26 protein-coding genes and 1 pseudogene are annotated in these 26,086 nt (G+C 36.4%); 13 read left to right on the forward strand and 14 right to left on the reverse strand.

The window, feature by feature from the left end; translation table 11 throughout:
- The 5 genes from miaA to ASE92_RS04065 all read left to right on the forward strand — a co-directional run bounded on the left by miaA (position 1) and on the right by ASE92_RS04065 (position 4,315).
- Positions 1-915, forward strand: coding sequence for a tRNA (adenosine(37)-N6)-dimethylallyltransferase MiaA (gene miaA, locus ASE92_RS04045; protein ID WP_056848780.1), 915 nt, complete (start codon positions 1-3; stop codon positions 913-915).
- A 127-nt stretch (positions 916-1,042) separates the two neighbouring features.
- Entirely contained in the window at positions 1,043-1,558 is a 516-nt protein-coding gene (locus tag ASE92_RS04050) for an outer membrane beta-barrel protein (protein ID WP_056848781.1), read from the forward strand.
- Positions 1,559-1,714: 156 nt separating this feature from the next.
- Positions 1,715-2,266, forward strand: a complete 552-nt coding sequence (locus ASE92_RS04055) for a hypothetical protein (protein ID WP_056848782.1) — start codon at positions 1,715-1,717, stop codon at positions 2,264-2,266.
- A 96-nt stretch (positions 2,267-2,362) separates the two neighbouring features.
- Positions 2,363-2,893, forward strand: a complete 531-nt coding sequence (locus ASE92_RS04060; protein WP_056848783.1) for a DUF3347 domain-containing protein — start codon at positions 2,363-2,365, stop codon at positions 2,891-2,893.
- Between the two features lie 132 nt (positions 2,894-3,025).
- Complete coding sequence (locus tag ASE92_RS04065; protein WP_056848784.1) at positions 3,026-4,315, forward strand: citrate synthase; 1,290 nt, start codon at positions 3,026-3,028, stop codon at positions 4,313-4,315.
- 64 nt (positions 4,316-4,379) lie between these two features.
- On the opposite strand, the gene ASE92_RS04070 is transcribed toward ASE92_RS04065, so the two are convergent.
- From ASE92_RS04070 to ASE92_RS04090, 5 genes are all read right to left on the reverse strand, one after another.
- Positions 4,380-5,507 carry a DUF3667 domain-containing protein gene (locus tag ASE92_RS04070; protein WP_056848785.1) on the reverse strand — a complete coding sequence of 376 codons (1,128 nt, stop codon included), beginning with the start codon at positions 5,505-5,507 and terminating at the stop codon, positions 4,380-4,382.
- 17 nt (positions 5,508-5,524) lie between these two features.
- Positions 5,525-6,910 carry a nucleoside permease gene (locus ASE92_RS04075; protein WP_056848786.1) on the reverse strand — a complete coding sequence of 462 codons (1,386 nt, stop codon included), beginning with the start codon at positions 6,908-6,910 and terminating at the stop codon, positions 5,525-5,527.
- Positions 6,911-7,066: 156 nt separating this feature from the next.
- Positions 7,067-7,681 (reverse strand): bifunctional nuclease family protein, encoded by a 615-nt coding sequence (locus tag ASE92_RS04080; RefSeq protein ID WP_056848787.1) that lies wholly within the window; start codon positions 7,679-7,681, stop codon positions 7,067-7,069.
- A gap of 54 nt (positions 7,682-7,735) precedes the next feature.
- Positions 7,736-8,704 (reverse strand): electron transfer flavoprotein subunit alpha/FixB family protein, encoded by a 969-nt coding sequence (locus tag ASE92_RS04085; RefSeq protein WP_056848788.1) that lies wholly within the window; start codon positions 8,702-8,704, stop codon positions 7,736-7,738.
- An 86-nt stretch (positions 8,705-8,790) separates the two neighbouring features.
- A complete protein-coding gene (locus tag ASE92_RS04090; protein WP_056848789.1) occupies positions 8,791-9,528 on the reverse strand; it encodes an electron transfer flavoprotein subunit beta/FixA family protein in 738 nt (245 codons plus the stop codon).
- Positions 9,529-9,656: 128 nt separating this feature from the next.
- Between ASE92_RS04090 and ASE92_RS04095 the strand changes: the two genes are divergently transcribed.
- Together ASE92_RS04095 and chrA are read left to right on the forward strand one after the other, a co-directional pair.
- On the forward strand, positions 9,657-9,992 hold the full coding sequence (locus ASE92_RS04095) for a tetratricopeptide repeat protein (protein WP_056848790.1): 336 nt from the start codon (positions 9,657-9,659) through the stop codon (positions 9,990-9,992).
- A 50-nt stretch (positions 9,993-10,042) separates the two neighbouring features.
- On the forward strand, positions 10,043-11,260 hold the full coding sequence (gene chrA, locus ASE92_RS04100) for a chromate efflux transporter (protein WP_056848791.1): 1,218 nt from the start codon (positions 10,043-10,045) through the stop codon (positions 11,258-11,260).
- A gap of 47 nt (positions 11,261-11,307) precedes the next feature.
- Here the strand turns inward: chrA and dnaB are convergent, their stop codons facing one another.
- The gene (gene dnaB, locus ASE92_RS04105; RefSeq protein WP_056848792.1) at positions 11,308-12,873 is read right to left on the reverse strand and encodes a replicative DNA helicase; all 1,566 of its coding nucleotides are present in this window, start codon (positions 12,871-12,873) and stop codon (positions 11,308-11,310) included.
- Between the two features lie 429 nt (positions 12,874-13,302).
- Here dnaB and rlmB point away from each other — a divergent pair, with 429 nt between their 5' ends.
- Positions 13,303-14,070, forward strand: coding sequence for a 23S rRNA (guanosine(2251)-2'-O)-methyltransferase RlmB (rlmB, locus tag ASE92_RS04110; RefSeq protein ID WP_056848793.1), 768 nt, complete (start codon positions 13,303-13,305; stop codon positions 14,068-14,070).
- A 65-nt stretch (positions 14,071-14,135) separates the two neighbouring features.
- Positions 14,136-14,885: pseudogene (locus ASE92_RS04115) on the forward strand (DUF5995 family protein).
- Here ASE92_RS04115 and ASE92_RS04120 read toward each other — a convergent pair.
- Positions 14,882-15,973 (reverse strand): mannose-1-phosphate guanylyltransferase, encoded by a 1,092-nt coding sequence (locus tag ASE92_RS04120; RefSeq protein WP_056848795.1) that lies wholly within the window; start codon positions 15,971-15,973, stop codon positions 14,882-14,884. The pseudogene ASE92_RS04115 and the gene ASE92_RS04120 sit on opposite strands and share 4 nt — an antisense overlap.
- 14 nt (positions 15,974-15,987) lie before the next feature.
- Positions 15,988-16,956 carry an SIS domain-containing protein gene (locus ASE92_RS04125; protein ID WP_056848796.1) on the reverse strand — a complete coding sequence of 323 codons (969 nt, stop codon included), beginning with the start codon at positions 16,954-16,956 and terminating at the stop codon, positions 15,988-15,990.
- 91 nt (positions 16,957-17,047) lie between these two features.
- Between ASE92_RS04125 and recQ the strand changes: the two genes are divergently transcribed.
- The 3 genes from recQ to ASE92_RS04140 all read left to right on the forward strand — a co-directional run bounded on the left by recQ (position 17,048) and on the right by ASE92_RS04140 (position 20,855).
- Positions 17,048-19,237 carry a DNA helicase RecQ gene (gene recQ / locus ASE92_RS04130; protein WP_056848797.1) on the forward strand — a complete coding sequence of 730 codons (2,190 nt, stop codon included), beginning with the start codon at positions 17,048-17,050 and terminating at the stop codon, positions 19,235-19,237.
- Positions 19,238-19,323: 86 nt separating this feature from the next.
- Positions 19,324-20,136 carry a 3-deoxy-8-phosphooctulonate synthase gene (kdsA, locus tag ASE92_RS04135; protein WP_056848798.1) on the forward strand — a complete coding sequence of 271 codons (813 nt, stop codon included), beginning with the start codon at positions 19,324-19,326 and terminating at the stop codon, positions 20,134-20,136.
- A 2-nt stretch (positions 20,137-20,138) separates the two neighbouring features.
- Complete coding sequence (locus tag ASE92_RS04140) at positions 20,139-20,855, forward strand: YqjF family protein (protein ID WP_056848799.1); 717 nt, start codon at positions 20,139-20,141, stop codon at positions 20,853-20,855.
- Between the two features lie 34 nt (positions 20,856-20,889).
- On the opposite strand, the gene ASE92_RS21435 is transcribed toward ASE92_RS04140, so the two are convergent.
- The 3 genes from ASE92_RS21435 to ASE92_RS04155 are packed head-to-tail and all read right to left on the reverse strand — an operon-like array spanning position 20,890 to position 23,856.
- Positions 20,890-21,306: a DUF6526 family protein gene (locus ASE92_RS21435; RefSeq protein WP_056848800.1), complete on the reverse strand. Its 417-nt coding sequence runs from the start codon at positions 21,304-21,306 to the stop codon at positions 20,890-20,892.
- A gap of 1 nt (position 21,307) precedes the next feature.
- Positions 21,308-23,194 carry an OmpA family protein gene (locus ASE92_RS04150; RefSeq protein ID WP_056848801.1) on the reverse strand — a complete coding sequence of 629 codons (1,887 nt, stop codon included), beginning with the start codon at positions 23,192-23,194 and terminating at the stop codon, positions 21,308-21,310.
- Between the two features lie 38 nt (positions 23,195-23,232).
- Complete coding sequence (locus ASE92_RS04155) at positions 23,233-23,856, reverse strand: 7-carboxy-7-deazaguanine synthase QueE (protein ID WP_056848802.1); 624 nt, start codon at positions 23,854-23,856, stop codon at positions 23,233-23,235.
- Positions 23,857-23,962: 106 nt separating this feature from the next.
- Between ASE92_RS04155 and ASE92_RS04160 the strand changes: the two genes are divergently transcribed.
- Complete coding sequence (locus ASE92_RS04160; protein ID WP_056848803.1) at positions 23,963-24,298, forward strand: Rieske 2Fe-2S domain-containing protein; 336 nt, start codon at positions 23,963-23,965, stop codon at positions 24,296-24,298.
- A 79-nt stretch (positions 24,299-24,377) separates the two neighbouring features.
- Here the strand turns inward: ASE92_RS04160 and ASE92_RS21330 are convergent, their stop codons facing one another.
- From ASE92_RS21330 to ASE92_RS04170, 3 genes are all read right to left on the reverse strand, one after another.
- Complete coding sequence (locus tag ASE92_RS21330; protein ID WP_056848804.1) at positions 24,378-24,629, reverse strand: hypothetical protein; 252 nt, start codon at positions 24,627-24,629, stop codon at positions 24,378-24,380.
- A 279-nt stretch (positions 24,630-24,908) separates the two neighbouring features.
- Complete coding sequence (locus tag ASE92_RS21075; protein WP_157255627.1) at positions 24,909-25,070, reverse strand: DUF6364 family protein; 162 nt, start codon at positions 25,068-25,070, stop codon at positions 24,909-24,911.
- A gap of 112 nt (positions 25,071-25,182) precedes the next feature.
- The gene (locus ASE92_RS04170; protein WP_056848805.1) at positions 25,183-26,064 is read right to left on the reverse strand and encodes a bifunctional 5,10-methylenetetrahydrofolate dehydrogenase/5,10-methenyltetrahydrofolate cyclohydrolase; all 882 of its coding nucleotides are present in this window, start codon (positions 26,062-26,064) and stop codon (positions 25,183-25,185) included.
- Between the last annotated feature and the right edge of the window lie 22 nt (positions 26,065-26,086).

Here is a 26,086-nt window from a genome sequence, read left to right on the forward strand (position 1 = left end):
ATGAAAGATTTTAATCTCATCATTATTTTAGGGGCAACAGCTTCTGGTAAAACAAAATTAGCAGCCCATGTTGCAAATGCCATTAACGGGGAAATAATTAGTGCCGATAGTCGCCAGGTTTTTAAAAAAATGGACATTGGAACTGGAAAAGATCTTGATGAATACAGTATTCAAAATAGAAAAATACCATATCATTTGATAGATATCCTGGAGCCTGGAGAAAGATATCACGTAGATGCTTTTAAAAACGATTTTTATCGGGTATTTGGTGATATTACTGCTAGGGGTAGAGTTCCTGTTTTATGTGGTGGTACTGGCATGTATATCCATAGCTTACTTCAAAGCCAGGAATATACAGCTGTTCCTGTAAATGAAAGTTTAAGAGCAAAATTGCAACTTGAAACGAAGGAAGAGTTAACATCCAGGCTTAAAGAGTATAACGATGTAGATTATGTTGATTTGAATTCGAAGAAAAGGTTGATAAGGGGAATTGAAGTTGCAACGTTTTTAGCGCACAACGATATCACCATAAATAAAGGTCCAAAAATAAATCCTGTTGTTTTCGGACTTAAAAACGAGGTTGAAATAACCAGAGCAAAGATTTTAAAACGATTGGATGATCGTTTATCATCAGGGATGATCGATGAAGTTGAGAATTTAATTTCAGGCGGAGTTTCAAAAGATATGTTAGTTTTTTATGGTTTGGAATATAAATTTATGGTAAACTTCCTAAACGGCCTGATGGATTACGATGAATTTAAAATGAGGTTAGGAATTGCTATTTGCCAGTATGCGAAACGCCAGAATACATTTTTTAGAAAAATGGAAAAAGACGGGGTTTTGATAAATTGGCTTGATGCATCATTGAATACTAACCAAATAACTAAACAGATTTTGGCTAAAATTTCATTTTAGTTTATTTTCGGAAAATCATAATATGCACGTTCTTATTACGTTAACCGCTTCATTAAACAAAAAAGCTCTTTTGGCACATATTTTGTATTTGTTTCACATATAGTTTAACTCAAAAAAATAACTTATAATGAAAACAATTACTAAAATTATTGCTACCTCAGCAGCTGTAGTGGCTCTATTCTTTACAACAAATGTTAACGCACAATCTCGTAACTTCGGTATTGGGCTAAATGTTGGCGTACCGACTAGCGATGCTTATAGTTTCGCAATTGGCGGAGATCTTCGTTACCAATTTAATGTAGACAAACAATTATCAATCCCTGTTACAGCGGGTTATACGCACTTCAGCGGAAAAGAAATTGGCGATACTGGTGTTAATTACGGTAGTTTCGGATATATCCCAGTTAAAGTTGGTGCTAAATATTTCTTTAATCAGTCTGGATCTGGCTTATATGGCTTGGCAGAATTAGGTGCTGGTTTTGGTACTAATGAAGGTAGCGGAACATCATTTGTTTATTCACCAGCAGTTGGTTATTCTTGGGATAATGGATTGGATTTAGGTGTAAAATATGAAGGATTATCGCAAAACAGTGTTAACACTGGCTATTTCGGTTTACGTTTAGCTTACGGATTTAGCTTGTAATCTATCAATAAAATAATTCAAAAAAGCCTTGACGAAAGTCGGGGCTTTTTTTTTATTTTAAAAATTTCTGAATAAAATGAAAATTGTAAAATCTGTGAGAATCAATTTATCGTATATAAGCCAAAACCCTTAATTAATAATTTAAATTTATCTAACATGAAAACAATTACTAAATTTTTTGCAGCTGCACTTGTCGCAGGTGCTGTTTTTACAGGATCGAACCTAAATGCACAAACCATGACAACTATGGATTCAGGATCTACCAACAATGGAATGGCCTTTAAGGTAGGAGTGGGATTAAACGGTGGTTTGTTTAAGAAAAGTTCTCCTATGGAGTATGCTTACGGAGCCGATTTAAAACTTCAGTGGGATTTAACTAAAGATGTTGCTATTACAGCATCTGGAGGTTATACAAAGCTTAAAGGCAGAAATAACTCTTTAGATTTTGGTTTTATTCCAGCCAAAGGTGGTGTTAAAGTTTTTGCTATTGAAAGAATGTATTTAGCTGCAGAAGCTGGTGCAGGCTTCGGCATTGAAGATGGCGCTAAAACTAACTTTATTTATACAGGTGGTCTTGGTTATGAGTGGAATAATGGTCTTGATATTGGTGCAAGATATGAAGGTTATGTAAATGATGTAGCTTCTACAACTTATTTCAGACAAACAGGTCAGTTTGCTTTAAGAATCGCTTATAATTTTAAATTATAATTATAGCATCATATATTTCAGAAGCCCCGCAATTTGCGGGGCTTTTTTTGTTTAATTAATATTATAATTGCTATTTTGAGCGGAAAACCAAATACAATGAAAAAAATATTCGGCATTGCCATATTAGCTACATTACTGGCCTGCAACCAAGCGGAGAAAAACGCTACAGGTGATAAAGACACTTCCCAGAACAACGCAGCGAAGGTATCAAATGAGGTAAAGATCAACGATGTCAAAAAATCAGAGATATTAAATCAATATGTAGATCTAAAAAATGCATTGGTAGCTTCAGATTCTGCAGTTGGACAAAAAACTGCTAAGGCGTTAGAGAAAAGTTTAGCAAATTACGCGGGTTGTGAACCCACGGCAGAAATAGCAGCTAAAATTGCAGGCGTTAATGACCTTGCCATACAGCGCAAAAATTTTACTGTTTTGAGTGCGGATATCATTGCCTTATTCAAATCGACAGAGATAGAATCAGGAACACTTTATGTTCAACATTGCCCAATGGCTAACAAAGGAGATGGAGGAGACTGGCTATCGAAAGAAAAGGAAATCAAAAATCCTTATTATGGTAATCAGATGCTTGAATGCGGAAGAGTTGCAGAAGAGATTACATCGAAATAGCATGAATGTCGGGAAAAATTAAGCATGATTGTTACGTCTTTTTGACTGATTATTCATATTAATTTAACAGATTTGTTATGCATGTATATTAATTTTATATAATTTAGAAAGCTATAAACACAATACAATAATATGTCAGATATTGCAGAGATTAAAGTTGATGGTAAGACAATAGAATTGCCAGTAATTACAGGAACAGAAGATGAAAAAGCCATTGATATATCTAAGTTAAGAGATCTTACAGGCTTTGTAACCTTAGATACTGGTTTTAAAAATACTGGTTCTACAAAAAGTAAAATCACTTTTTTAGATGGTGAAAAAGGAATCTTAAAATATAGAGGATATTCTATAGAAGAACTTGCCGAAAAATCCAGCTTTTTAGAAGTATCATATTTGATCGTATATGGTGATTTGCCAACACAAGAGCAATTAGATGCATTCCAAGGCGAAATAAGTAAGCATACCTTGATTCATGAGGATATGAAGAAATTCTTCGATGGTTATCCGTCGAGATCTCATCCAATGGGTCAACTTGGTTCTTTAATTTTCTCACTATCAACATTCTATCCAGAGTGCTTAAAGCCTAATCAAACTGCTGAAGAACAAAATCTAACCATCATTAAGTTATTGGCTAAGCTACCTACAATTGTTTCTTTTATTTATAAAAAAGCATTGGGCCATCCGCTTATCTATCCAAAAAATAAGTATGATTACGTAACCAATTTCCTTTGGATGACATTTGGACAACGTACTGAGGATTACGATGTGAACCCGGTTGTTGTGAATGCGATGAACAAGTTACTGATTTTACATGCAGATCATGAGCAAAATTGCTCAACATCTACTGTTCGAATAGTGGGCTCATCAGATTGTAATTTGTATGCTTCAGTTGCGGCAGGTATCGCGGCACTTTGGGGGCCATTACATGGTGGTGCAAACCAAGCTGTTATCGATATGCTTGAGCTAATTAAGAACGATGGCGGAGATACAGAAAAATGGATTGCCAAAGCGAAAGACAAAAACGATCCTTTCCGTATGATGGGCTTCGGACATAGAGTTTATAAAAACTTTGATCCAAGGGCAAAAATCATTAAGAAAGCTTGTGATGATATTTTGGAAAACTTGGGTATTGATGATCCGATTTTAGAAATAGCTAAAAAATTAGAAGAGGCAGCATTAACTGATCAGTATTTCATTGATAGAAAGCTATATCCAAACGTAGATTTCTACTCAGGCATCATTTACAGAGCATTGGGATTTCCATCTGAAATGTTTACTGTGTTATTTGCCCTCGGTCGCTTACCGGGATGGATTGCTCAATGGAAAGAAATGCATGAAAATAAAGAGCCGATTGGTCGTCCACGTCAAATTTACGTTGGTGAAACTGATAGAGCGTTCGTTGATATTAAGAGCAGAAAATAATAATTATTTACTCCATAAAAAAAGCTTCAGAATTCTGAAGCTTTTTTTATGCCCATTATTTTGATCAGGTTACTACGTAATAGATTAGATTGAGCATCACCATTTCAGTTAATTTAAGTGATAAAAAGTATAATATAATGATCATGATCATCTTCCCAACTACTTTTTTTCGTTGGTAAAATATTTTCAACGCATTAAACATATACCAGCAAATCCACACGAAAATAGCTATTCCAATGAGGCTTGACATGTTGGAATCTTCGCCGAAAATATATTTTATTAACGGTTTTGTAAATATGGAAACGATAAAAAATGCAGTCATTCCATGTATTGTGAAGATTAGGTGATCCAGATAATAAATGTGATTTCTTCTAAAATTCCACATAATGAATAGTGCAAGCAAAGGCATCATCAGAAAATATTGCTTTGGTCTGTTGTGTTCAAGGGTTTCTTGAATAACCTCCGCTTTTTCTCCGATTGAGATAGCACGCTTCTTGATCATTCGATCTAACCAATTATCCTGCTCTATAGGATTTAAAGTTTTCTGCCTGGCTAAATATGCAGCATAAGTACTGTCATTTCGATCATCGTGAATTTCACTAAACTTTCCAATTACCTTAGTTAACGAATCCGATCGATTAGCTTTGTTCAGCTTTTTCAGATTTTCTAAGGCTATTTTTTGATCTTTGAAACTTAAGGCTTTGAAATCTTCTCGATCTAAATCTTCCGCGATATGCTTGGTGGTTTCGTTCATGATGCCTGGTACTGCTTTTACCAGTCCGGCATTTTTCAAAACTTTGTTTACACTATCTAGTGTAGCTTTTCTTTTTTGAGATTGGGCGGCAGTTACAGGCTTGTGTTCGTTTTCTATTTCGACATGTTTAGGCGAGTAGGCAACCAAAAAATAAACAATAGATACAAAAATGTACATGCTTACCGGATTGATATATCTGGCTCTTTTTCCAGCTAAATAATCTAACGTAACCTGGCCAGGTTTAGTTAAAAGAGGAACAAGTGTTTGAAAAAATTTATTATCAAAATGGAAGTAATGTGCAATGCTATGGCTAATGAAGCCCCAAAAACTTTCTTTTAATTCTAGATTGGGTTGCCCGCAATTGCTACAATAATGTTTTTCTACATGCGAGCCACAATTTAAACAATTGTGTTCTTTTCTATACTTACCAGCTGACATAGGTGATTTCGAAATATTTAGTGGGTAATGGCATCAATAGCTTTCTCTTCTGCTTTGGTGTGTTTGTGCTTAAATAATAGTGCAAATAAAACCGTAATGATTAAAGCATAAATGGCGAATGTTAGCCACACGCTGTGCCAGTTTATAACCGGTATTGCTCTACTCAATTGACCATTATCTAAAACAGAAATTCCTTTTGAACCTAGGAAACTAATTAATAGCTTATTATTAGGTTGTGCTGAAACTAATGTTGCTAATTCTTGAATAGTAGTGTATGCGCTTGTAAAATATTTTTGAATGATCCAGCCCGATGTTAAACTTCCTAAAATTGCTCCAAATCCATTTGTCATCATCATAAACATACCCTGGGCTGAGGAACGCATTTTTGGAGTAGTTGAAGTTTCAACAAATAATGATCCTGAAATGTTAAAAAAGTCAAACGCCATTCCATAAACAATACAACTTAAAATGATCATCCACAATCCATCAGCTGGATTTCCAAAGGCAAATAAACCAAATCTGAATACCCAGGCCAGCATAGAAATAACCATTACGTTCTTAATTCCATACCTTTTTAAGAAAAAGGGGATGGCTAGAATGAACAGTGTTTCGGAAATTTGAGAAATTGATAAAATTAAGGTGGATCTTTTTACTACATAGAGTTCAGCATATTGGGGAAACATTTTAAATTCATCAAGAAACACATCTCCATATGCATTTGTTAATTGCAATGCTCCACCTAAAAACATTGAGAAAATAAAAAATAATGCCATTTTATAATCTGCGAATAATTTGAAGGATTCTAGCCCTAATTTTTGCACCCATGATTTTTTATCGCTGATTAACTTTAATGGTTTACATGCAGGAAGAGTAAATGAATAAATGCCTAATGCAAAAGCACTTACTCCAGCTATGTAGAATTGATTTGCACTTGCTTTATTACCTGTTAAATTGGTAATCCACATGGCCACAATAAATCCTACGGTTCCCCAAACCCTTATTGGTGGAAAACTTTTAATAACATCAAATTCGCTATTTTTAAGCGTTGTATAGCTAATAGAATTGCTTAATGCGATGGTGGGCATATAAAAACACATTGCCAATAATATCACCCAAAAGAAACTGTTAGGGCTTGTCACTTGTGGTAAGTAAAACATTACACAGGCATACAAAATATGTAAAACAGCATACAGTTTTTCTGCATTAATCCATTTGTCTGCCATAATACCAGTTAAGGTCGGCATGAAAAGGGAAGCAATACCCATTGTTGAAAATATGATTCCGAAGTCTGCACCATCCCATTGTTTGGTTCCGAACCAATAGTTTGCAATTGTAATAAGCCATGCTGCCCACACAAAAAATTGCATAAAGCTCATCAAGGTTAAGCGGAACTTAACATTCATCATATTCGTTTGTTTGATTTTTTTGAAGTAAAGGCTGAATATAGAACTATTTTAAAACATTATTCAAAAAAGAACCCAAATTATTTTAAACAATTTGGGTTCTTTTTAAATTTCCATTTTCTCGGAGGATTTTACGTAAGAATCAATAACAATTTATTAGGAAGTTCCTCTTTTATTTAACTCATCTCTCAATCGGGCAGCTTTTTCATAGGCTTCTTCAGCAATTGCTTCCTGGAGTTTCTGTTGAAGTTCTTCAATTGTCAAATCACCAAATCCTTGCTGTTGCGATGAACCTGGCGTTACATCAGCATCAGGTTCTTTGGCAATCGAATCCATGTTTTCTAAGAATAAAAAATCATTGCCTTCAATTACAATCCCTGCAGAGGCCAGTATAAATTCATAAGTATAAATTAAAGCGTTAAACCGAACAGCGAGCGCAATTGCATCTGAGGTTCTCGCATCAATTTCATGGGTGGTTTTTCCATCGCTACAGATTAGTTTTGCATAAAACACACCATCGACCAAATTATAAATAATGATTTCTTGTATGTTGATATGAAAAGTGTCAGCCATTGATTTAAATAAATCGTGGGTTAATGGCCTGCTGGGAGTCATCTTTTCAATTTCAATAGCAATTGCCTGAGCTTCAAATGCGCCTATAATAATGGGCAATCTTCGGCGGCCATTTACTTCTCCTAAAACCAGGGCATAAGCACCAGATTGAGTCTGGCTGTAAGATAAACCTACAATATCTAATTTAACTTTTTTCATATATGATTTTCAAACCTCACATATTTTTAGATATGCGAGGTTCAAAGTAATTTATTATCCTTTATGTGCTTTTAAAGCTTCTATTAATTTTGGTACAACTTCAAAAGCATCACCAACAATACCGTAATCTGCTACTTTGAAAAAAGGCGCTTCAGGATCTTTGTTGATCACCACGATTACTTTTGACGAACTTACACCAGCCAAATGTTGAATTGCACCAGATATGCCGATGGCAATATACAAGTTGGGGCTGATGGAAATTCCTGTTTGACCCACGTGTTCTGAATGCGGTCTCCAATCTGCATCAGAAACTGGTTTTGAACAAGCGGTTGCAGCACCCAATAAACCTGCTAATTCTTCAATCATTCCCCAGTTTTCAGGACCTTTTAAACCACGCCCGGCAGATACCACTAATTCTGCATCTGGAAGTGAAACTTTATCAGTTGCTCTTACAATATCTTTGATAACAGTTCCTAAGTCCGATTGTTTAACATCAGCAGAGAAGGTTTCAATAGCAGCCTCGGTGCTATTTTCTTTCACACCAAAAGCATTCGGATTTAAGGCTATTACTTTATTTGCCGATGTTAATTCGGTAATGGCAAAGGCTTTACCAGAAAATGCAGTTTTTTTAACCGAAAATTTTCCATCTGTACTAGGCAACTCAACAGCCCCATCTGCCAAACCAGCTTTAAGCTTCACTGCAATACGAGGTGCTAAACCTTTACCAGAGAATGAATTGGATAATACGACGATGTCTGCATTTTCTTGTCCAGCAGCTGCAGCAATTACGCTTGCGTAAGCCTGGTTTACAAACGTTTTTAACTGATCTACACTTACATTTAAAACCTTCGATGCACCGTATTTACCTAACTCTTTTAATTCACTTTCCGCAACATCGCCAATAGAAATGGCAATTAACTTGGTCGATTGTTGATCGGCAATGGCTTTGGCGTATGAAACTGCCTCGAAAACAGATTTCTTAAACTTCCCTTCAGCTTGTTCTACATATACTAATACTGACATATTTTTATCTTAAATCTCCGATGGAGATGTTTATCTACTCAATTAATTATCTCTGTTTTTTCAAGTTCAAACTTAACTAGATCCTATTAAATCACTTTAGCTTCACTATGTAGCAAGCCAATTAACGACTCCGTCTGATCTGCAGGAATTAATTTCACTGTACCGCGTGGAGCTGGAGTTTCATATTTTGTCACCTTAATAACTTCCTCAATCGAAACTGGATCAACAACAGTTAAAGGTTTTGTTCTTGCGCTCATAATACCACGCATGTTAGGGATTTTAGGTTCAGCAACCCCTTCAGCACAGCTTGCTACAAACTTACCATTAACGGTAACTACTTCTTTTCCACCTTCAATTTCTCTTTCTAAAGTTGCATTGTCTCCATCGATGTCAAGTTTTTTGATGATCGAAATTGAGGGTAGGTCTAAAAATTCGCCTACCATTGCGGCTACCTGATTTCCATTATAATCAATAGACTCGCGTCCGGTTAAAATGATATTGAAATCTTTATCCTTTGCGTATTCTGCAATTTGCTTAGCTACGAAATATGCATCACGTGGAGCAGCATTCACTCTAACGGCGTCATCTGCGCCAATTGCAAGCGCTTTTCTGATGGTCGGATCGTTTGCAGCTTCGCCAACATTGATTACAGTTACTGTTCCTTTACCACCTTCGGCTAACTCAATTGCTCTCGATAACGCTATTTCATCATAAGGATTAACAATATATTGTACTCCGGCTGTATTGAATTCGGTATTATCATTGGTAAAAGTTATTTTTGTAGTCGTGTCGGGCACGTTACTGATACAAACTAATATTTTCATATGTTAATTTGGGTTTTAGTGAATATGAAATTATCAAAGCTTTAAGTAAGGCTTCTGATTTATCATACTATTGGTCTTATTTATATATGGTCTTTCTGCAAATTTAATTAAAAAAGCAAGGAAATAAAATGTCATCAAGCCGTTTAGCAAAGTTATTGGAGTTTTTAGAAAGTGATCCGAACGATCCGTTTATACTATATGCCTTAGCCACAGAGTATAACACTCAAAATGATAAAGAAAAGGCCTATTCTTTTTACCTTCAGTTAACGGATAAACATCCAGGTTATGTAGGAACTTATTATCATTTAGGTAAGTTACTGGAAAAAGATGATCAAAAAGATAAAGCGATTGAAGTATATCAAAAAGGAATGGCTGTAGCCCGTAATAAGAGAGATATGCATGCATTTTCTGAGTTGCAAGGTGCGTACAATACTGCTGCAGGTTTAGATTATGAAGATGAATAATTTAGTGAGTCCTTTTCAATTATTTGTTTATTGTTAATCAGCTAGAATAAATGCAGGCTAAACCCATCGCTGCTAAAAAGCAGTGGCTATTTATCAGGAATGTCGTATTGTTCACCTTCACTTCTTTCGGTGGCGCACAAGCACATTTAGCATTACTGTTAAAGTATTTCGTTAAAAATTCCAAGTTTATTTCGGAAGAGGAGTTACTGGAGCTGAACGCTTTAGCACAAGTTTTACCGGGGCCGGCATCTACACAAACACTGGTGGGGATAGCCTGGAAAGTTGGGAAACTAAAGCTAGCAATCCTTACTTTTTTGATTTGGATCTTGCCAACGGCAGCAATTATGACATTTGCTGCGATTAGCTATGCCTTGCTTGATCAGAAGCAAAAATTTAGTGATATTTTGGAGTATATTCAGCCTATAGCGTTGGGTATTGTGGCTTATGGAGCATGGCAATTGGGTAAAAAAGTTTTGTCTTCCCAAGTCTCCATTTTCTTAGCCATATCTTCTGTTGTGGCAACCTTTGTTCTCCGTAATGCCTATGTGTTCCCATTAGCGATATTAGTTGGTGGAATAATTTCTTCTGCGATTGAAACGCCTAAAGAGGAAACAGAATTACGAGTTAAACTTTTTTCGAATATTAACCCTAAGAAGATGATTTACTTTTTAGGAGCACTACTTTTATTTGCACTTGTTGGTGCCATCATCAATAGAACATCACCTTTTAGTTTGCCAATTCGTTTGTTAGAAAACTTTTACAGGAACGGAATATTGGTTTTCGGCGGTGGTCAGGTGCTTGTCCCGTTAATGTTTACGGAGTTTGTAGAGATGAAGCATTATCTGCCTTCATCAGGTTTTCTGTCAGGTTTTGCCTTACAGCAAGCACTACCCGGACCAACATTTTCATTCACCAGTTATCTTGGGGCATTAAGCATGAAAAACTTTGGCTACGGCGTATGGGGACAGGTGCTAGGCGGCTTAATCGGTGTAATTGGAATTAATTTACCGGGATTAATTTTGGTTTTATTTATTGTTCCTTTTTGGGATGATTTGAAGAAAATCTCAAGAATTCGCTATAGTCTTTCTGGTATCAATGCGGTAAGCGTAGGTTTCATTATTGCCGCCTTTATCCTGTTGCTTATCCCAATGGGTTTTAACTGGTTGTTCTTAGGGATAATGCTAGCCACATTTCTACTTTTAAACTTCTCCAAAGTGAGCCCGCCTGTTATTGTTTTAGCTGGAATATTATTCGGATATCTTTTCTAAATAAAAAAAGGGAAATTTTTCAATTTCCCTTCAACTATTTACCTCCATTAAAATGGTGGATCATCGTCATTGTAATCGTCCATTTTCGAAGGTCGAATGATTACATTGCTTTGTTTTTCAAAATCTTGTGATGGGTACATTCCTGCAGATGGATCTGCGGAAGCAAACGACGTTGGTGCTGTGAAATCTTCCTCTAAATCCGTAAATTTAACAAACTTACCAACGAAACGTAGCGGCACAATTCCAGTTTCACCGTTCCTGTGTTTTGCAATAATTACTTCGCCAATTCCTGCTTGCGATCTTCCTTGCTCATCTTCTGTAATGCCATAATATTCAGGGCGATAAAGGAATAAAACCATATCAGCATCCTGCTCAATTGAACCCGATTCACGCAAATCGGATAACATTGGTCTCTTTCCCTGCAAACCAGGTCGGCTTTCTACCGCACGACTTAACTGTGACAAAGCTAAAACAGGAACATCTAATTCCTTTGCAACTGATTTTAAAGCTCTTGAAATACTACCGATCTCTTGCTCACGATTACCACCACCTTTACCGCCTTCACCTTTACCATGCATCAACTGCAAGTAATCCACAATAACTAATTGAATATCGTATTGTGATTTTAGCCTTCTACATTTTGCTCTAAATTCAAAGATATTTAGCGCTGGCGTATCATCGATAAGTAGGGGAGCTTCGGTTAAGCGACCGATTTTGCTGTGAAGCTGCTGCCATTCCCACTCTTGTAGATTTCCTTTTCTTATTTTTTCTTGCTCTATTTCAGCTTCTCCCGATATTAAACGGTTAACTAACTGAACAGAAGACATCTCTAAAGAGAAAACTACTGTCGGTTTTTGAAAATCAACTGTCGCATTCCTTGCGCAGGTAAGTACGAAGGCGGTTTTTCCCATCGCCGGACGAGCAGCAATAATAACCAAATCTTGTTTTTGCCATCCTCCGGTAATGCGGTCTAACCCTGTAAAACCAGTTGGAACACCCGTTAAGCCATCTGTTTTTGTTCGAAGTTCTTCTAGGGTTGCTAGCGATTGTTTAATAATATCGTCCATTTTCTGCGTATCTCTCCGCAAGTTATTTTGGGCAATATCAAACAATCCTTTTTCCGCATGATCTAATAAATCGAAAATATCAGTGGTATCTTCATATGCATTCGTAATAATATCAGTAGAAATTCTAATCAATTCACGCTGAATATATTTTTGGGAAATAATCCGGGCATGGTATTCAATATTTGCGGCAGAAGCTACACGGTTAGTCAGGTTGGTGATATAATAAGCTCCGCCAACCATTTCTAGAGTACCCATCTGGCGCAGTTCTGATGTTACCGTTAAAATATCTACTGGTTTCGACTTTTCGAACAGCATATGGATCGCTGCAAATATTTTTTGGTGGGCTTCATGATAAAAAACTTCAGGCTTTAAAATGTCGATAACAGCCGAAAGCGCATCTTTTTCCAACATTAATGCACCTAAAACTGCCTCTTCCAAATCTAACGCTTGGGGAGGCAATTTACCCATTGAACTCACTGTTGTATTTAATCTTGCTTTTCGGGATGATATATTATTCTTTCCGCCTTGTTCGTTATCGATACTCATTTTACAAAAGTAGTTAATTTTTGATCCGAATGTTTTAACAAGTTCTTAGCTGTTTGTTAACAAATTGAAGAAGAATAAGATTAAGTTTTAGTAATTATCAAAAGATTTCAAAATTTTGAACAACAAAATGTTGATAATGGAAAGGTGATAAAAAAGGATCTATTTAAAATGAACGTACGGGGATAGGGAGGGGTAGGTGAGGAAATAGGGAATGGATAATTGAAAATAGTGAAGAGATAATGGGAATAGATATTGGCAATAGTACGAAAGGTAGTAGTTGTTTTTTTAAGTTAGACTAATCAACTTCCACCTCTATAATTCGATTGCCAATAAAAATCAATCCTCTGATTTACTCCCATATTTTCCAATAGCAAATAATTTTGCTTGCCTTGCCGGAAAAACAATTACTTTTGCAAACAATTTTACATCATGGATAATTTTAGAAGACCGCAGAGAGCAAAAGAAAATAATGAGTTTGTATTTGGCATTAGAGCTGTAATTGAAGCAGTGAAAGCTGGTAGAGATATTGAAACAATTTATCAACAACGTGGTCTGGGCGGAGAATTATTTCTGGAGTTAAAAGCATTACTTAAAGATACTTTGATCCCATTGAACGCTGTTCCAATTGAGAAATTGAATCGAATGTCTCAAAAAAATCATCAAGGTGTTATAGCTGTTATTTCTCCTATCACTTATCAAAATATTGAGGATATTGTTCCTGCTGTTTTTGAAAAAGGTGAAGTGCCGTTGATATTGGTGTTAGATAGTGTAACTGATGTACGTAACATGGGTGCAATTGCTCGTACAGCTGCTTGCGTAGGCGTGCATGCTATTGTGGTACCGTTAAAAAATGCTGCACAAATAAACGCAGATGCGATTAAAACTTCTGCAGGAGCTCTATTTAATATCCCTATTTGCAGACATGCTAACCTTCATAAAACCTGTTTGTTTTTGCAAGAAAGCGGTTTGCAGATTGTAGCCTGTACCGAGAAAACTACAGATTTAATTTACTCGCCAGATTATACCATGCCAACAGCAATCATTATGGGTTCGGAAGACGAGGGGATTTCCAACGATCTTTTAAGAGTAGCAGATCATTTAGCAAAAATTCCAATGGCTGGCAAAATAGAATCATTAAATGTGTCGGTTTCTGCGGGTGTTATTTTATACGAGGCTGTAAGACAAAGAACAACCTAAGGCAGGTGTCCTTTTAATTTCTTAGTTAAAAATATAATTATGTATTTTTAATAGAAATTCCATTTATGCTTCCTGCAAAAAACATTACTGAAGTTATCACTCATCTCGATGACATTATTGATCAAAGCATTGCCAAAAAATCCAGAGCAGGATATTTTGTTTGCTTGTATCGAAAAATGACCGTCGCTGTTTAAAATGGAATAAGTGATGGCTTGTTTGAGAACGGACAGCGAATGGAAAAGCTTAATGTGATTTTTGCAAATCGATCTATCGACGCTTATTTCTGTAATCTGAACCAAACCCCACTAACTTCTTCATGGAAATCCGCTTCCGATGCCAGTTTACAGCCTCACACTGTCATTCAACATTTATCAATGGGCATGAATGCACATATTAATTTGGATCTCGGTATCGCTGCTGCCGAAACTGCAAAAGGTTCTGACATCCAGTTGATTCAAAAAGATTTCAATCTTATCAACAATATTATTGGTTGCTTGATAAATATAATCCAAAAGGATTTAGAAGAGATTTGTGCCCCAATGAAATTATTAAAATATGTTGATAATAAAAGCAAAGAGTCTGTAGTCCGTTTTAGCATTACAGCGGCAAGAAATACCGCTTGGGCAAATGCTGTTGGCCTTTCTGTTCTGCAAAAGAATATGTATCCGGGCTACATCAAATATTTGGATGATAAAATTAATTTAGTAGCCAGTAATATTATAAATCCTAACTTTTCTCAAAGTTTAATTTTAAGAACAGTTAGGATTTTCGAACCAAAGGATATTGGTGAGATTATAAAATTTTTGAAAGACTAAATGAATCTATTTCCGAATCTGGATTTAACTTCGGCTACAAATTCTTTTACTTTTTGCTCTTCATTACGGGGGCAAATCATTAACATATTATTGTTTTCCACTACAATGTAATCATGTAGTCCTTGTAGAATGACTAGTTTGTCTTTCGGTACATTCACCATACAATTAGACGAATCGAACATAATTACCTGTTCTGAAGGAATTACCGCATTGCCAACATAATCCTTCTCAGCCATTTCATAAATTGATGCCCAGGTACCTAAGTCAGACCAACCAAAATCAGCCGGTAAAACGTAAACATTATCAGCCTTCTCCATAATACCAAAATCGATAGATATATTGGTGCATTGGAGATAAGCATTATTTATAAAATCATTTTCTCTTTCGGTATTCATTTCTGAACGGCCCTGATTGAAAATTTCGTACATGTCTGGTAAATGCCTTTCAAATGCCTTCAAAATTGATTTTGCCGACCAAATAAAAATTCCGGCGTTCCATAAAAAATCCCCACTTTGGATAAATGATTTGGCCAGTTCTAAATTCGGCTTTTCCGTAAATGTTTTAACCCGATGTAAATCAGTATCGGTATTTAGTACATGATCGGTGTGCTGAATGTAGCCGTAACCTGTATCAGGTCTGTTTGGCTTAATGCCTAAGGTAATCAAACAATCGTTTTTCGATGCGGCATCAAGCGATTGCTCAATGGACTCGATAAAACCATCTATGTTAGCAATAGTATGATCCGATGGTGCTACAACAATAGTCGCGTTGGGATTAAGCTCATGTATTTTTAAACTTCCATAAGCTACACAAGGGGCTGTATTTCTTAATAAAGGTTCCGCCAGGATTTGATTATCTGAAAGTTGTGGTAACTGTTCTTTTACAAGTTCAGCATAAATCTCATTGGTAACTATAAATATATTTTCTGGTAAACAGATTTTTAAAAACCTTTCGTAAGTACTTTGAATCAGCGTTTTACCAACGCCGAAAAAATCGATAAACTGCTTAGGGTATTCTGTTCTGCTCACGGGCCAGAAGCGACTTCCAACTCCGCCAGCCATTATTAGGGCGTAATAATCTTTATTCATTTTATGATTTAAAATTACACTATTCCTTCATTCAAAAGATCGTGCAAATGGATAATTCCAAAGTAAGTGTTTTGTTTCAGTACTAGCAACTGCGTAATGTTATTTTCCTTAATTATGTGTAGTGCTTCCACTGCAAGAGCGTCGTATTGTATACTTTTTGGCTGCTTTCCCATAATATCTTCGGCCTTCAGTCCAATAACCGAATCATTGTTCTCAAGCATTCGTCTGATATCGCCATCGGTAATTACACCAATTACACTATTTCCCTCATCAACAACAGCAACAGCACCCAAACGGTTTTTGCTAATTTCTATTAATACATCCTTAACGGAAGCCGAGGGATTTATTGAAGGTTTTTCATTGGAAAGAGCCAGATCTTTGGCCTTTAAATAAAGTTTTTTTCCTAATGATCCTCCAGGGTGATATTTCGCAAAATCAGACTCATTAAATTCTCTACATTCTAAGAGACAAATAGCCAATGCATCGCCCAAGGCAAGTTGAGCCGTTGTGCTGGTAGTTGGTGCTAAATTATGTGGGCAAGCCTCTTTTTCAAATGAGGTATTTAATACAAGATCTGCCTGTTCGGCTAAAAAAGATGTCAATTCCCCAACCATTCCAATCAGTTTATTTCCTGCAGATTTAAGCAATGGAACTAAAACTTTTATTTCTGGAGTATTTCCGCTTTTTGATAAACAAATAATGACATCATTTCTTTGAATCATACCTAAATCCCCATGAATAGCATCCGCGGCATGCATAAAGATAGCAGGCGTGCCAGTAGAATTAAAAGTAGCAACAATTTTTTGAGCGATAATAGCGCTTTTGCCTATGCCTGTTACGATAACTCTTCCATCACAATTTAAAATGGAAGATACCACCTGCTCAAAATCATCGTTAATGTTTTTCGCAACATTTAATATCGCTGCTGCTTCAAGCTCTAAAGTGCTTATGGCTGATTGGATTATGTATTTTTTACTTTTCAAAGAGAAAATAATTGTTGGTGAATACTTGAAATTCTTGTAAAATTATGTTATTTTGGATAGAAAAATAGCATCGCATATTTTATTACACAAAATGGACGTGAAAAAGTCGATATTTGATAACCTGCAAAATTTCTTTGGGTTTGATAATTTCAAAGGTGATCAGGAGTCGATCATAACAAACATATTAGAAGGGAATAATACTTTCGTTATTATGCCAACCGGCGGAGGAAAGTCTATTTGCTATCAATTGCCAGCATTAATGAGCGAAGGAACGGCGATTGTAATTTCTCCTCTAATTGCATTAATGAAAAACCAGGTGGATCAATTAAGAGCATTTGGCGGAAATGATAGTATCGCACATTTTCTTAACTCATCTTTAAATAAGTCTGAAATTACACAAGTTAAGTCTGATCTTTTAAGTGGCCAGACGAAGTTATTATATGTTGCACCAGAATCGCTGGCTAAGCAAGATAATATTGAGTTCCTGAATTTAATAAAGATCTCTTTTGTCGCGGTTGATGAAGCGCATTGTATTTCGGAATGGGGACATGATTTTAGACCAGAGTACCGTAAAATAAAGCAGGTGATTGCAGGCTTGGGCAATAATATTCCTATTATAGCTCTAACGGCTACTGCCACACCAAAAGTTCAGCAAGATATTATGAAAAACCTTGGCATGACCGAGGCTACACTATTCAAATCGTCATTTAACAGGCCAAACTTATTTTATGAAATTCGCCCAAAAAGGGATATCACAAAAGAAATCATAAAGTATATTAAATCGAATCCAGGGAAATCAGGAATCATTTATTGTCTCAGTCGAAAAAAAGTAGAAGAAGTTGCAGAAGCGCTAAACCTTAATGGAATTAGTGCTTTGCCGTACCATGCTGGTTTAGAACCAAAAATTAGAGCTGAAACACAAGATCGCTTTTTGATGGAAGATGCAGAAGTGATTGTAGCGACAATTGCTTTTGGTATGGGGATAGATAAACCTGACGTTCGTTTCGTTATCCATCACGATGTGCCTAAAAGTATGGAAGGTTATTACCAGGAAACTGGTAGAGCTGGCCGTGATGGCGGCGAAGGAGTTTGTATAGCTTTCTACGCTCAAAAAGACGTAGATAAGCTTGCTAAATTTATGAAAGATAAGCCGGTTTCTGAACGTGAAATTGGTACACAAATTTTAAAAGAAGTTATTGATTATGCTGAATCTGGCGTTTGCCGACGTAAGCAGATACTTCATTATTTTGGAGAAAATTTTAATGAAACAGGTTGCAATTGCATGTGCGATAACTGCAAAAAACCTAAAAAACAATTTGATGCGGAAGAGCAGCTATCAACCTTGCTAAAATTTATCGAAAAAACAGGCGAGAAGTTTGATGATGCACATTTATTAAACGTGTTTTTGGGTTTGGAAACTGCACAAACCATTGCTTACGAGCATAGCAAAGTTCCGGAATTCGGAATCGGTAAAGAAGAAGGAATTTTGTTTTGGAAATCAGTTATCCGGCAGGCCGTTCTGAACAATTACCTTTTTAAGGATATTGATAATTATGGTTTATTGAAGCTAACAAAACAAGGAAGAGACTTTATTATCAATCCTTACAGCTTGAAATTTATCTTAAATGAACCGATTGAAACGGGTGCAGATGATGATGAGGATGATGTAAAACAAGGCCCTGGAGCATTAGATACCCACTTGCTACAGCTGCTAAAAGATTTACGTAAAAAAATTGCCAAGCAAAAAAGTGTTCCACCCTTTGTCGTTTTTCAAGATCCATCTTTGGAGGAAATGTGTACGCATTATCCAATTACAATGGAAGAACTTCGACAAATACATGGTGTTGGCTCTGGTAAAGCAATGAAATTTGGTAGCGCTTTTATTGAGTTAATAAAGAAATACGTAGAAGATAACGACATTGAGCGACCAATTGATTTGATTATAAAAACTCAAGCCAATAAATCGCAAATGAAAGTTTCTATTATTCAAAATATAGACAGACAGATTGGTTTAGAAGATATTGCTGATTCGAAAGGAATTACTTACGAAGAAATTTTAAAAGAGGTAGAATCGATTGTTAACTCGGGGACTAAGCTTAATTTAAACTATTTTATTGATGAAGTCATTGATGACGATAGACAAGATGAGGTTTTTGATTACTTCCGTGCTGCCGAAAGCGATTCGATTGATGAAGCACTTAATGAACTTGGCGAAACTGACTACACCCGCGAAGAAATCCAATTGATGCGAATAAAATTCATGTCGGAACTAGGGAACTAAAATTAGATTTGAGATAAAGAGACTAGATTTTAGACGGTTGACGTTTGAAATTTCACATCTCACTTCTCAAGTCTTAAATCTCAATTATGCTAAACTATTTAGATAAAATAAAAAATACAGAATCCGGAAATTTCTTTTTGATGGCTGGTCCATGTGCAATCGAAGGTGAAGATATCGCCATGCGCATTGCTGAAAAGATTATTACGATTACAGATAAACTTAAAATCCCTTACATTTTCAAGGGTTCCTATCGCAAAGCAAATAGAAGCAAAGGCAGTTCTTTTACAGGGATTGGCGATGAAAAAGCCCTAAGGATTTTGGAGCGTATTGGTCGCGAATTTGGCGTGCCTACCGTTACAGATATTCACGAAAGTGGTGAAGCTGCAATCGCTGCTGCATATGTAGACGTTTTGCAGATCCCTGCTTTTTTGTGTCGCCAGACTGACTTGTTGATTGCTGCTGCCGAAACTGGTAAAGTAGTTAATGTAAAAAAAGGTCAGTTTCTTTCTGCTGGTTCAATGAAATTTGCAGTTGAAAAAGTGCGGGAAGCTGGCAACGAAAAAGTAATTTTAACGGATAGGGGAAATACTTTTGGCTACCAGGATTTAATTGTTGATTATCGGGGTTTACCCGAAATGCAAAGCTTCGGTGTTCCCGTTGTGATGGATTGTACGCATTCGCTACAGCAACCAAATCAAGCGAGTGGCGTAACTGGAGGTAAACCAGAGTTAATTTTAACCATTGCTAAAGCTGCCATTGCAGTTGGTGCAGATGGCTTATTTATCGAAACTCACCCAGATCCAGCAAACGCGAAATCAGATGGTGCTAATATGCTGCATTTGGATTTATTGGAAGAAACTTTAACCAGGTTGATCCGGATTAGGCAAGCTATTCTTTAAAAATGACAAACTCAAAGGTATTTCTTACTGCCGAATGGCGAAAACTTGCTCTGGCGCAATATGCTGTAGATAAGGCTGTGCTTTTGAAATACCTACCGCCCAATACAGAATTGGATGATTGGCAAGGTAAATACTATGTGAGCTTAGTTGGTTTTATGTTCGTAGATGTAAAATTGAGAGGCTTTAATATCCCGTTTCATACCAATTTTGAGGAAGTTAATCTTCGCTTCTATGTTAAATACAAAGATGGTGATGAGTGGAAGAGGGGCGTTGTTTTTATAAAAGAAATTGTGCCGTTGCCAGCCATCACATTTGTGGCAAATACAGTTTACAAAGAGAACTACCAAACCTTGCCGATGAAACACGTTTGGATTGAGCAGGAGCATCAACTTGAAGTAGATTATCTTTGGAAGAACAAAATCTGGAATAAGTTTTCTGTTACCGCTTCATCAAAAGCTGAAGAAATTGCCGTGGGCAGTGAAGAAGAATTCATTACGGAACATTATTGGGGATATACCAAGATTGGATTAAATAGAACATCTGAATATGGCGTAGAACATCCACGTTGGGAAGCCTACCCAGTTAAACAATATAAAATTGAAGTTGATTTTGGGATTAATTACGGAAGTGATTTCGCTTTCCTTAACCGTGCTGAGCCAGATTCAGTAATGCTTGCAGAAGGCTCAGAAATTAGGGTTTTGAAAGGGAAAAAGTTTTAGCAGTTTTTTTGCTTGAAAAAATAAATACACCTGATTAGACCCTGTGTTGATCCCCTCGCCAACTTTTTATTTCCTTTTTGATGCCATCTGGCGATAGTTGCATGGAAATTACCTTATCAACAAGTACCACTAATTCTCCATCACTTGCAAATCTTAAAGCCAGTATGTGTGCTAAAGTGAGTTCAGCCGGCAGTGCTTTGCCGGCCAACAAAAAGTATCGGAATTTTTCTTCTGCTCTTATAGCTCTGTCTTGCGCTTTCAATGCAAATGTTCTTGCCATTATAGCTGTTAGCAGTACTAAAAATATCGCAAGGAAAATTAAAGCCGATGAGATATTTGGAGTTATTACGCAATTGTAGAGCGAAGCCAGCAACGTGAGCAAGATCAACGGCACAGCAAAGAAATGGAAAAGCGGATAGAACCTTCTGTGGTTGGAGTAATTTTGCGACATATTAAATTTTAGTTATCAAAAACGATGTTCTTCTATTGCTTTTTCGCCCAAGCTCGGTTTTATTATCTGCAATTGGTTTATTTGCCCCAAAACCTTTAAACGTGAGTCTTTTGGCTTCAATATTGTTTTTCAATAAATATTCGTAAACAGCATTTGCTCTATTAAGTGATAACTTTTCGTTCAATTTAGCATCGCCTATATTATCTGTATGACCTTGAATTTCGATATCGACCGTTGGATTTTGATTTAGGAACTCAATTAATAAATCGAGTTCTTTAATTGATGCAGGCAAGAGATTGAACTTGTTAGTGTCAAAGAAAATATTTCTCAAAGTTACATTTCCACCTTGTTTAATTTTTTCGATGTAGACTTCTATTTGGTAGGGCTTGTTGATATCGCCAGTCTTTAATTCAAAGTTTTCAGAATAAAACAAATAACCTTCTGCATTAACATTGAAAAGATAATTACTTCCGATAGGCATAACAGCTAGAAACTGGCCAGTTTCGGGATCGGTGTAGTCATCAAAAACTGTATTGTTTGATTTTAAATCTATAACCTGAACATTGCTTTCTATCATTTTCTTGCTGTCCTTATCTCTCACAATGCCTTTTACATACGATACTTTCATTGGTTTCGCAATTTCTGGCAAACCGAAACTATAAATATCCTGACCACCGAAGCCGTCTTTTAAGTTAGAGGAAAACATTCCCGTGTTTCCATCAGCACTAACAATTAAACCGCTCTCATCATCAAATGAATTTATCGGATAGCCGATATTAATAGGTTTTTGAAACTTTCCTCCAACATCCATTCTGCTGTAGTAAATATCTTTGTTTCCAAAACCTGGCCATCCATCTGAGGAAAAGTAAAGTGTTTTTCCATCAGCGTGTAGGAAGGGTGTGTTTTCATCGTAAATTGTATTTATTTCAAGACCAAGATTTATAGCAGGTCCCCATTTGGCATCATCAGTAATGGTGCTTTTCCATATATCGTAGCCTCCCGAACCGCTGGGACGGTTGCTAATGAAATATAGAGTTCTGCCATCGGGACTGATTGCAGGTTGCGACTCCCAATACTCAGAATTTACAGGTTTGCCAATATTATAAGGTTCGCCCCAATCTTTGCCTTCACGGTGAGAAACATAAATATCACATCTACCTAGCCCATCTGGGCGATTACATCCCGTAAAAAATAAATATTTTCCATCTGGAGATATCGTTTGAGCGCCTTCATTGTATCTGGTCGTATTTATGTTTGCTGATAAAGGCGTAGCTAAATTCCATGAATTATTTTTGAATTGAGAAGTCCAAAAGTCTTCATTCCCATTCATCAGGCGAGTAAACACTAATGTTTCTCCATCGGCTGTCAAAGCAGGGAAATATTCTGAGTCGTTTGTATTAACGCCATTTCCTAGATTAGCTGGTGCGTATTTAACGGGCTTCTTAATTTCAAGGGATGCAAAATCACAGTCCATTAAATATTTCCTTGCTCGTTTTGCCCGTTCAGAAGAACTATCTAATAATAAGAATTCATTAAAATGTTGTTTTGCCTGATCATATTCTTGTGTGGCAAATTCCATCTCGGCTAAGCCATAGATCACTTCGGGAGCTACATTTTTATTGATCAGTAATGCTTTTTGGTAAGCGGCTTTAGCATCTGAATATCTCTTTTGCGCTTTGTAAACGCCGCCGAGTAAGGTAAATGCATTTTGAAATAGGGGATCTGCCTCAACAGCACTTTTCAAAACTTGCTCGGCAGATGCATAATCTAATTTCTCAATGTATGGTCCTGCCTTTTCGAAAAAAGTTTGTGCTTTTCTATTTGGCGAGCTTTGCGCATAACCAAAAATACTTGATATGCTAACGAATAAGAGAAACCAGTATTTCATTACATCAACATTTAGTGATCAAAGCTAATGTAAACTATTTAAGGAATATTTAAAAATTTATGCGTTTGCAAAGAAATTTCCCATTTCGGGTTAGCCATTACGTACTCAATAATCATTGGGGTAATTTCTTTAGATTTTGACCACTCTGGCTGAAGGTAAAGCTTACAGGTTGGTGATACCATTGCGGCATATTCCTCTGCCCATTTAAAATCACTTTTATTAAAAACAATAACTTTCAACTCGTGGGCGAAAGGGGTGATATCGGGTCTGGGTGCTTTAAATTTTTTTGGTGATAAACAGATCCAATCCCAATGGCCTGAAAGAGGATAAGCACCCGAAGTTTCAATAAACGTTAAGATACCTCGATCTCTAAGTTTTTGAGTAAGGTAGTCAAGATTGTAAATAAGTGGTTCACCACCAGTAATTACCACAGCTTTGCCCGGGAATTTATCTGCATTTTCTACAATTACATCAGCAGGAGTTAAGGGATGCATTTCGGCGTCCCAGCTTTCTTTCACATCGCACCAGTGGCATCCCACATCACAACCACCTAAGCGGATAAAATAAGCTGCTTTTCCGGTGTTGAATCCTTCGCCCTGTATCGTATAGAACTCTTCCATTAAAGGAAGTAATGTGCCGTCTTCTGGTATATCTTGTTTCATTTTTGAGGATGCAAATATCTTAAAAAAATATGGTGTAGCGATTTCTCTTTTAAAAATTAATGTAAAGATGAAATAAGACTGATATTTAAATAGTTATTTTAGCTGGATGAAGTGGTTCAAAGCACTAAATATTAATCAAATCCCCAATGCCAATTCAATAAAAACGCTTGAGGTTAATGGCAAACAACTCTGCGTGATCAATAATGAAGAAAAAATTGTGGTAACCCAATCTTCTTGCCCACATGCTGGCGGTCACTTTTCTGGTGGTTGGTGCAAAAATGGTCATTTGATCTGTCCGATACATCGCTATGAATATAGTTTGGAAAACGGAAGAGGTGCAGAGGGTCAGGGCGATTATATTGATATTTATCCAAGTGAGTTAAGAGAAGATGGCTTGTATGTTGGTTTTGAAGAAAGCTGGTGGAGTAAACTTTGGAGCTGAAAGAGCAAAGAATAAGGAGCAATGAACAAGGATTTTGAGCGTATTGTAATTTCAGCACTCATCTTTATTCTTTGTTCATTCATCCTTTCTCTTGCAACAAATACCTTTTAAAAAACTCTTGACAATTTACAACTTCTATTTCAGCGAAATAAAAACCTTCAACATCTTCTGTAATGATGCATTTACATTGGACAGATTCTGCAGCATAGTACTCTAAGCCATCTTCAATATCGTGAATAAATTTGTTTGATAAAGTATTTAAAACACCTTTGGCCGAGTTTTCTACTATTTTTATATGCTGACAAAGCAAATCAATTTTATGTTTCGCCAATTGGGATTTATGTTTTTTTCGGCAAAGTAAAACGCAATAGCCAGGCAAAGAGTTGAGGTGTAAACCTCGAATTTTGGATGAGATGCCAAACTCAAAATTCTTGAAGAGTAAGTAAATAGAGTAAATTCCTTGTTTAATACAGAACAAGTATATTAGCACCTAAAAATATCTTCATCAATTACTTTTTAGAAGAGAAGAATTCATCTTTTGATGTTTTTCTGTTGGCTTTCCCCGTTTTTTTTGTATTCAACTTCGTCCTCTGCAACCATACTCAACCAATCAGAAATTGGATAATCTTCTAAATGATTTATAGTCACTAGCCGTAACCTGTATCAATAAGTGTTCAACTAGCCGCGAAAGACTAATATTATTATCAGTTGCGTACTTCTTAGCCTTTGCAACCACATCATCATTGAAGCTTGGAGTTAATTTCGCATCCATAATTGAAATATTTATAACATATAATGCTTTACGTATAAATAAAAATTAGTTTACGTAAAAAAAGCAATTCAAAAATTGAATTGCTTTTTCCTTTATGCTTTAACCCTCGAGCTTATTGATAAATTTCTTTCCTAGCTGATGCTAAAGTGTTTTGCAATAGACCTACTATCGTCATCAAACCGACTCCGCCTGGAACAGGTGTAATGTAAGATGAAATGGGCGCTACGTTTTCGAAATCTACATCTCCATATAATTTGAAACCAGATTTCGTTTCGGTAGATGTTTCACGGTTGATGCCCACATCAATAATTATCGCACCGGGTTTTACCATGTCGGCGGTGATGAAGTTCTTTTTACCAATTGCCGCAATAATAATATCGGCTTGTAAAACCTGTTCTTTTAAATCCTTAGTGCGGGAGTGTGTAAGCGTAACTGTGCAGTTGCCTGGGTTTGCGTTACGGGCCATTAAAATACTCATCGGACTACCAACAATGTTACTTCTCCCTACTACTACACAATGCATCCCAGAGGTATTAATGTTACATTCCTGTAACATCAATAAAATTCCATAAGGTGTAGCAGGGATGAAGCAGGGTAGATTACGCATCATTCTGCCCAAGTTTACCGGATGAAAACCATCTACATCTTTACGGTAATCAATAGCTTCCGTAACTTTCTCAGGGTCGATATGTTTTGGTAAAGGGAGCTGAACAATTAATCCATCGACATCAGCATCTTGATTAATTTCTTCGATTTTAGCCAATAATTCAGCCTCAGTTACCGAATTATCATACCTGTGAAGTGAAGACTTGAAACCCACCTTTTCGCAGTTTTTCATCTTACTGGCCACATAGGTTTCGCTTCCGCCATCGTTGCCCACTAAAATGGCAACAAGGTGTGGTTTGCGTCCATTGGTATTTAAAAACTCTGCAGCTTCCTTTGCAATCTGAACTTTAACTTTTTCTGATACGTATTTGCCGTCTAATAATTTCATTCTTAAAGAGATGTGAGAAATG

Origin of the sequence: Pedobacter sp. Leaf41, from assembly GCF_001422545.1 — a bacterium.
Taxonomy (GTDB): Bacteria; Bacteroidota; Bacteroidia; order Sphingobacteriales; family Sphingobacteriaceae; genus Pedobacter.

Excerpts from the sequence above, each read along its gene's own strand:
- miaA (WP_056848780.1), top strand. The coding sequence starts at position 1 with ATGAAAGATTTTAATCTCATCATTATTTTAGGGGCAACAGCTTCTGGT.
- ASE92_RS04050 (WP_056848781.1), top strand. The coding sequence starts at position 1,043 with ATGAAAACAATTACTAAAATTATTGCTACCTCAGCAGCTGTAGTGGCT.
- ASE92_RS04055 (WP_056848782.1), top strand. The coding sequence starts at position 1,715 with ATGAAAACAATTACTAAATTTTTTGCAGCTGCACTTGTCGCAGGTGCT.
- ASE92_RS04060 (WP_056848783.1), top strand. The coding sequence starts at position 2,363 with ATGAAAAAAATATTCGGCATTGCCATATTAGCTACATTACTGGCCTGC.
- ASE92_RS04065 (WP_056848784.1), top strand. The coding sequence starts at position 3,026 with ATGTCAGATATTGCAGAGATTAAAGTTGATGGTAAGACAATAGAATTG.
- ASE92_RS04070 (WP_056848785.1), bottom strand. The coding sequence starts at position 5,507 with ATGTCAGCTGGTAAGTATAGAAAAGAACACAATTGTTTAAATTGTGGC.
- ASE92_RS04075 (WP_056848786.1), bottom strand. The coding sequence starts at position 6,910 with ATGAATGTTAAGTTCCGCTTAACCTTGATGAGCTTTATGCAATTTTTT.
- ASE92_RS04080 (WP_056848787.1), bottom strand. The coding sequence starts at position 7,681 with ATGAAAAAAGTTAAATTAGATATTGTAGGTTTATCTTACAGCCAGACT.
- ASE92_RS04085 (WP_056848788.1), bottom strand. The coding sequence starts at position 8,704 with ATGTCAGTATTAGTATATGTAGAACAAGCTGAAGGGAAGTTTAAGAAA.
- ASE92_RS04090 (WP_056848789.1), bottom strand. The coding sequence starts at position 9,528 with ATGAAAATATTAGTTTGTATCAGTAACGTGCCCGACACGACTACAAAA.
- ASE92_RS04095 (WP_056848790.1), top strand. The coding sequence starts at position 9,657 with ATGTCATCAAGCCGTTTAGCAAAGTTATTGGAGTTTTTAGAAAGTGAT.
- chrA (WP_056848791.1), top strand. The coding sequence starts at position 10,043 with ATGCAGGCTAAACCCATCGCTGCTAAAAAGCAGTGGCTATTTATCAGG.
- dnaB (WP_056848792.1), bottom strand. The coding sequence starts at position 12,873 with ATGAGTATCGATAACGAACAAGGCGGAAAGAATAATATATCATCCCGA.
- rlmB (WP_056848793.1), top strand. The coding sequence starts at position 13,303 with ATGGATAATTTTAGAAGACCGCAGAGAGCAAAAGAAAATAATGAGTTT.
- ASE92_RS04120 (WP_056848795.1), bottom strand. The coding sequence starts at position 15,973 with ATGAATAAAGATTATTACGCCCTAATAATGGCTGGCGGAGTTGGAAGT.
- recQ (WP_056848797.1), top strand. The coding sequence starts at position 17,048 with ATGGACGTGAAAAAGTCGATATTTGATAACCTGCAAAATTTCTTTGGG.
- kdsA (WP_056848798.1), top strand. The coding sequence starts at position 19,324 with ATGCTAAACTATTTAGATAAAATAAAAAATACAGAATCCGGAAATTTC.
- ASE92_RS04140 (WP_056848799.1), top strand. The coding sequence starts at position 20,139 with ATGACAAACTCAAAGGTATTTCTTACTGCCGAATGGCGAAAACTTGCT.
- ASE92_RS21435 (WP_056848800.1), bottom strand. The coding sequence starts at position 21,306 with ATGTCGCAAAATTACTCCAACCACAGAAGGTTCTATCCGCTTTTCCAT.
- ASE92_RS04150 (WP_056848801.1), bottom strand. The coding sequence starts at position 23,194 with ATGAAATACTGGTTTCTCTTATTCGTTAGCATATCAAGTATTTTTGGT.
- ASE92_RS04155 (WP_056848802.1), bottom strand. The coding sequence starts at position 23,856 with ATGAAACAAGATATACCAGAAGACGGCACATTACTTCCTTTAATGGAA.
- ASE92_RS04160 (WP_056848803.1), top strand. The coding sequence starts at position 23,963 with ATGAAGTGGTTCAAAGCACTAAATATTAATCAAATCCCCAATGCCAAT.
- ASE92_RS21075 (WP_157255627.1), bottom strand. The coding sequence starts at position 25,070 with ATGGATGCGAAATTAACTCCAAGCTTCAATGATGATGTGGTTGCAAAG.
- ASE92_RS04170 (WP_056848805.1), bottom strand. The coding sequence starts at position 26,064 with ATGAAATTATTAGACGGCAAATACGTATCAGAAAAAGTTAAAGTTCAG.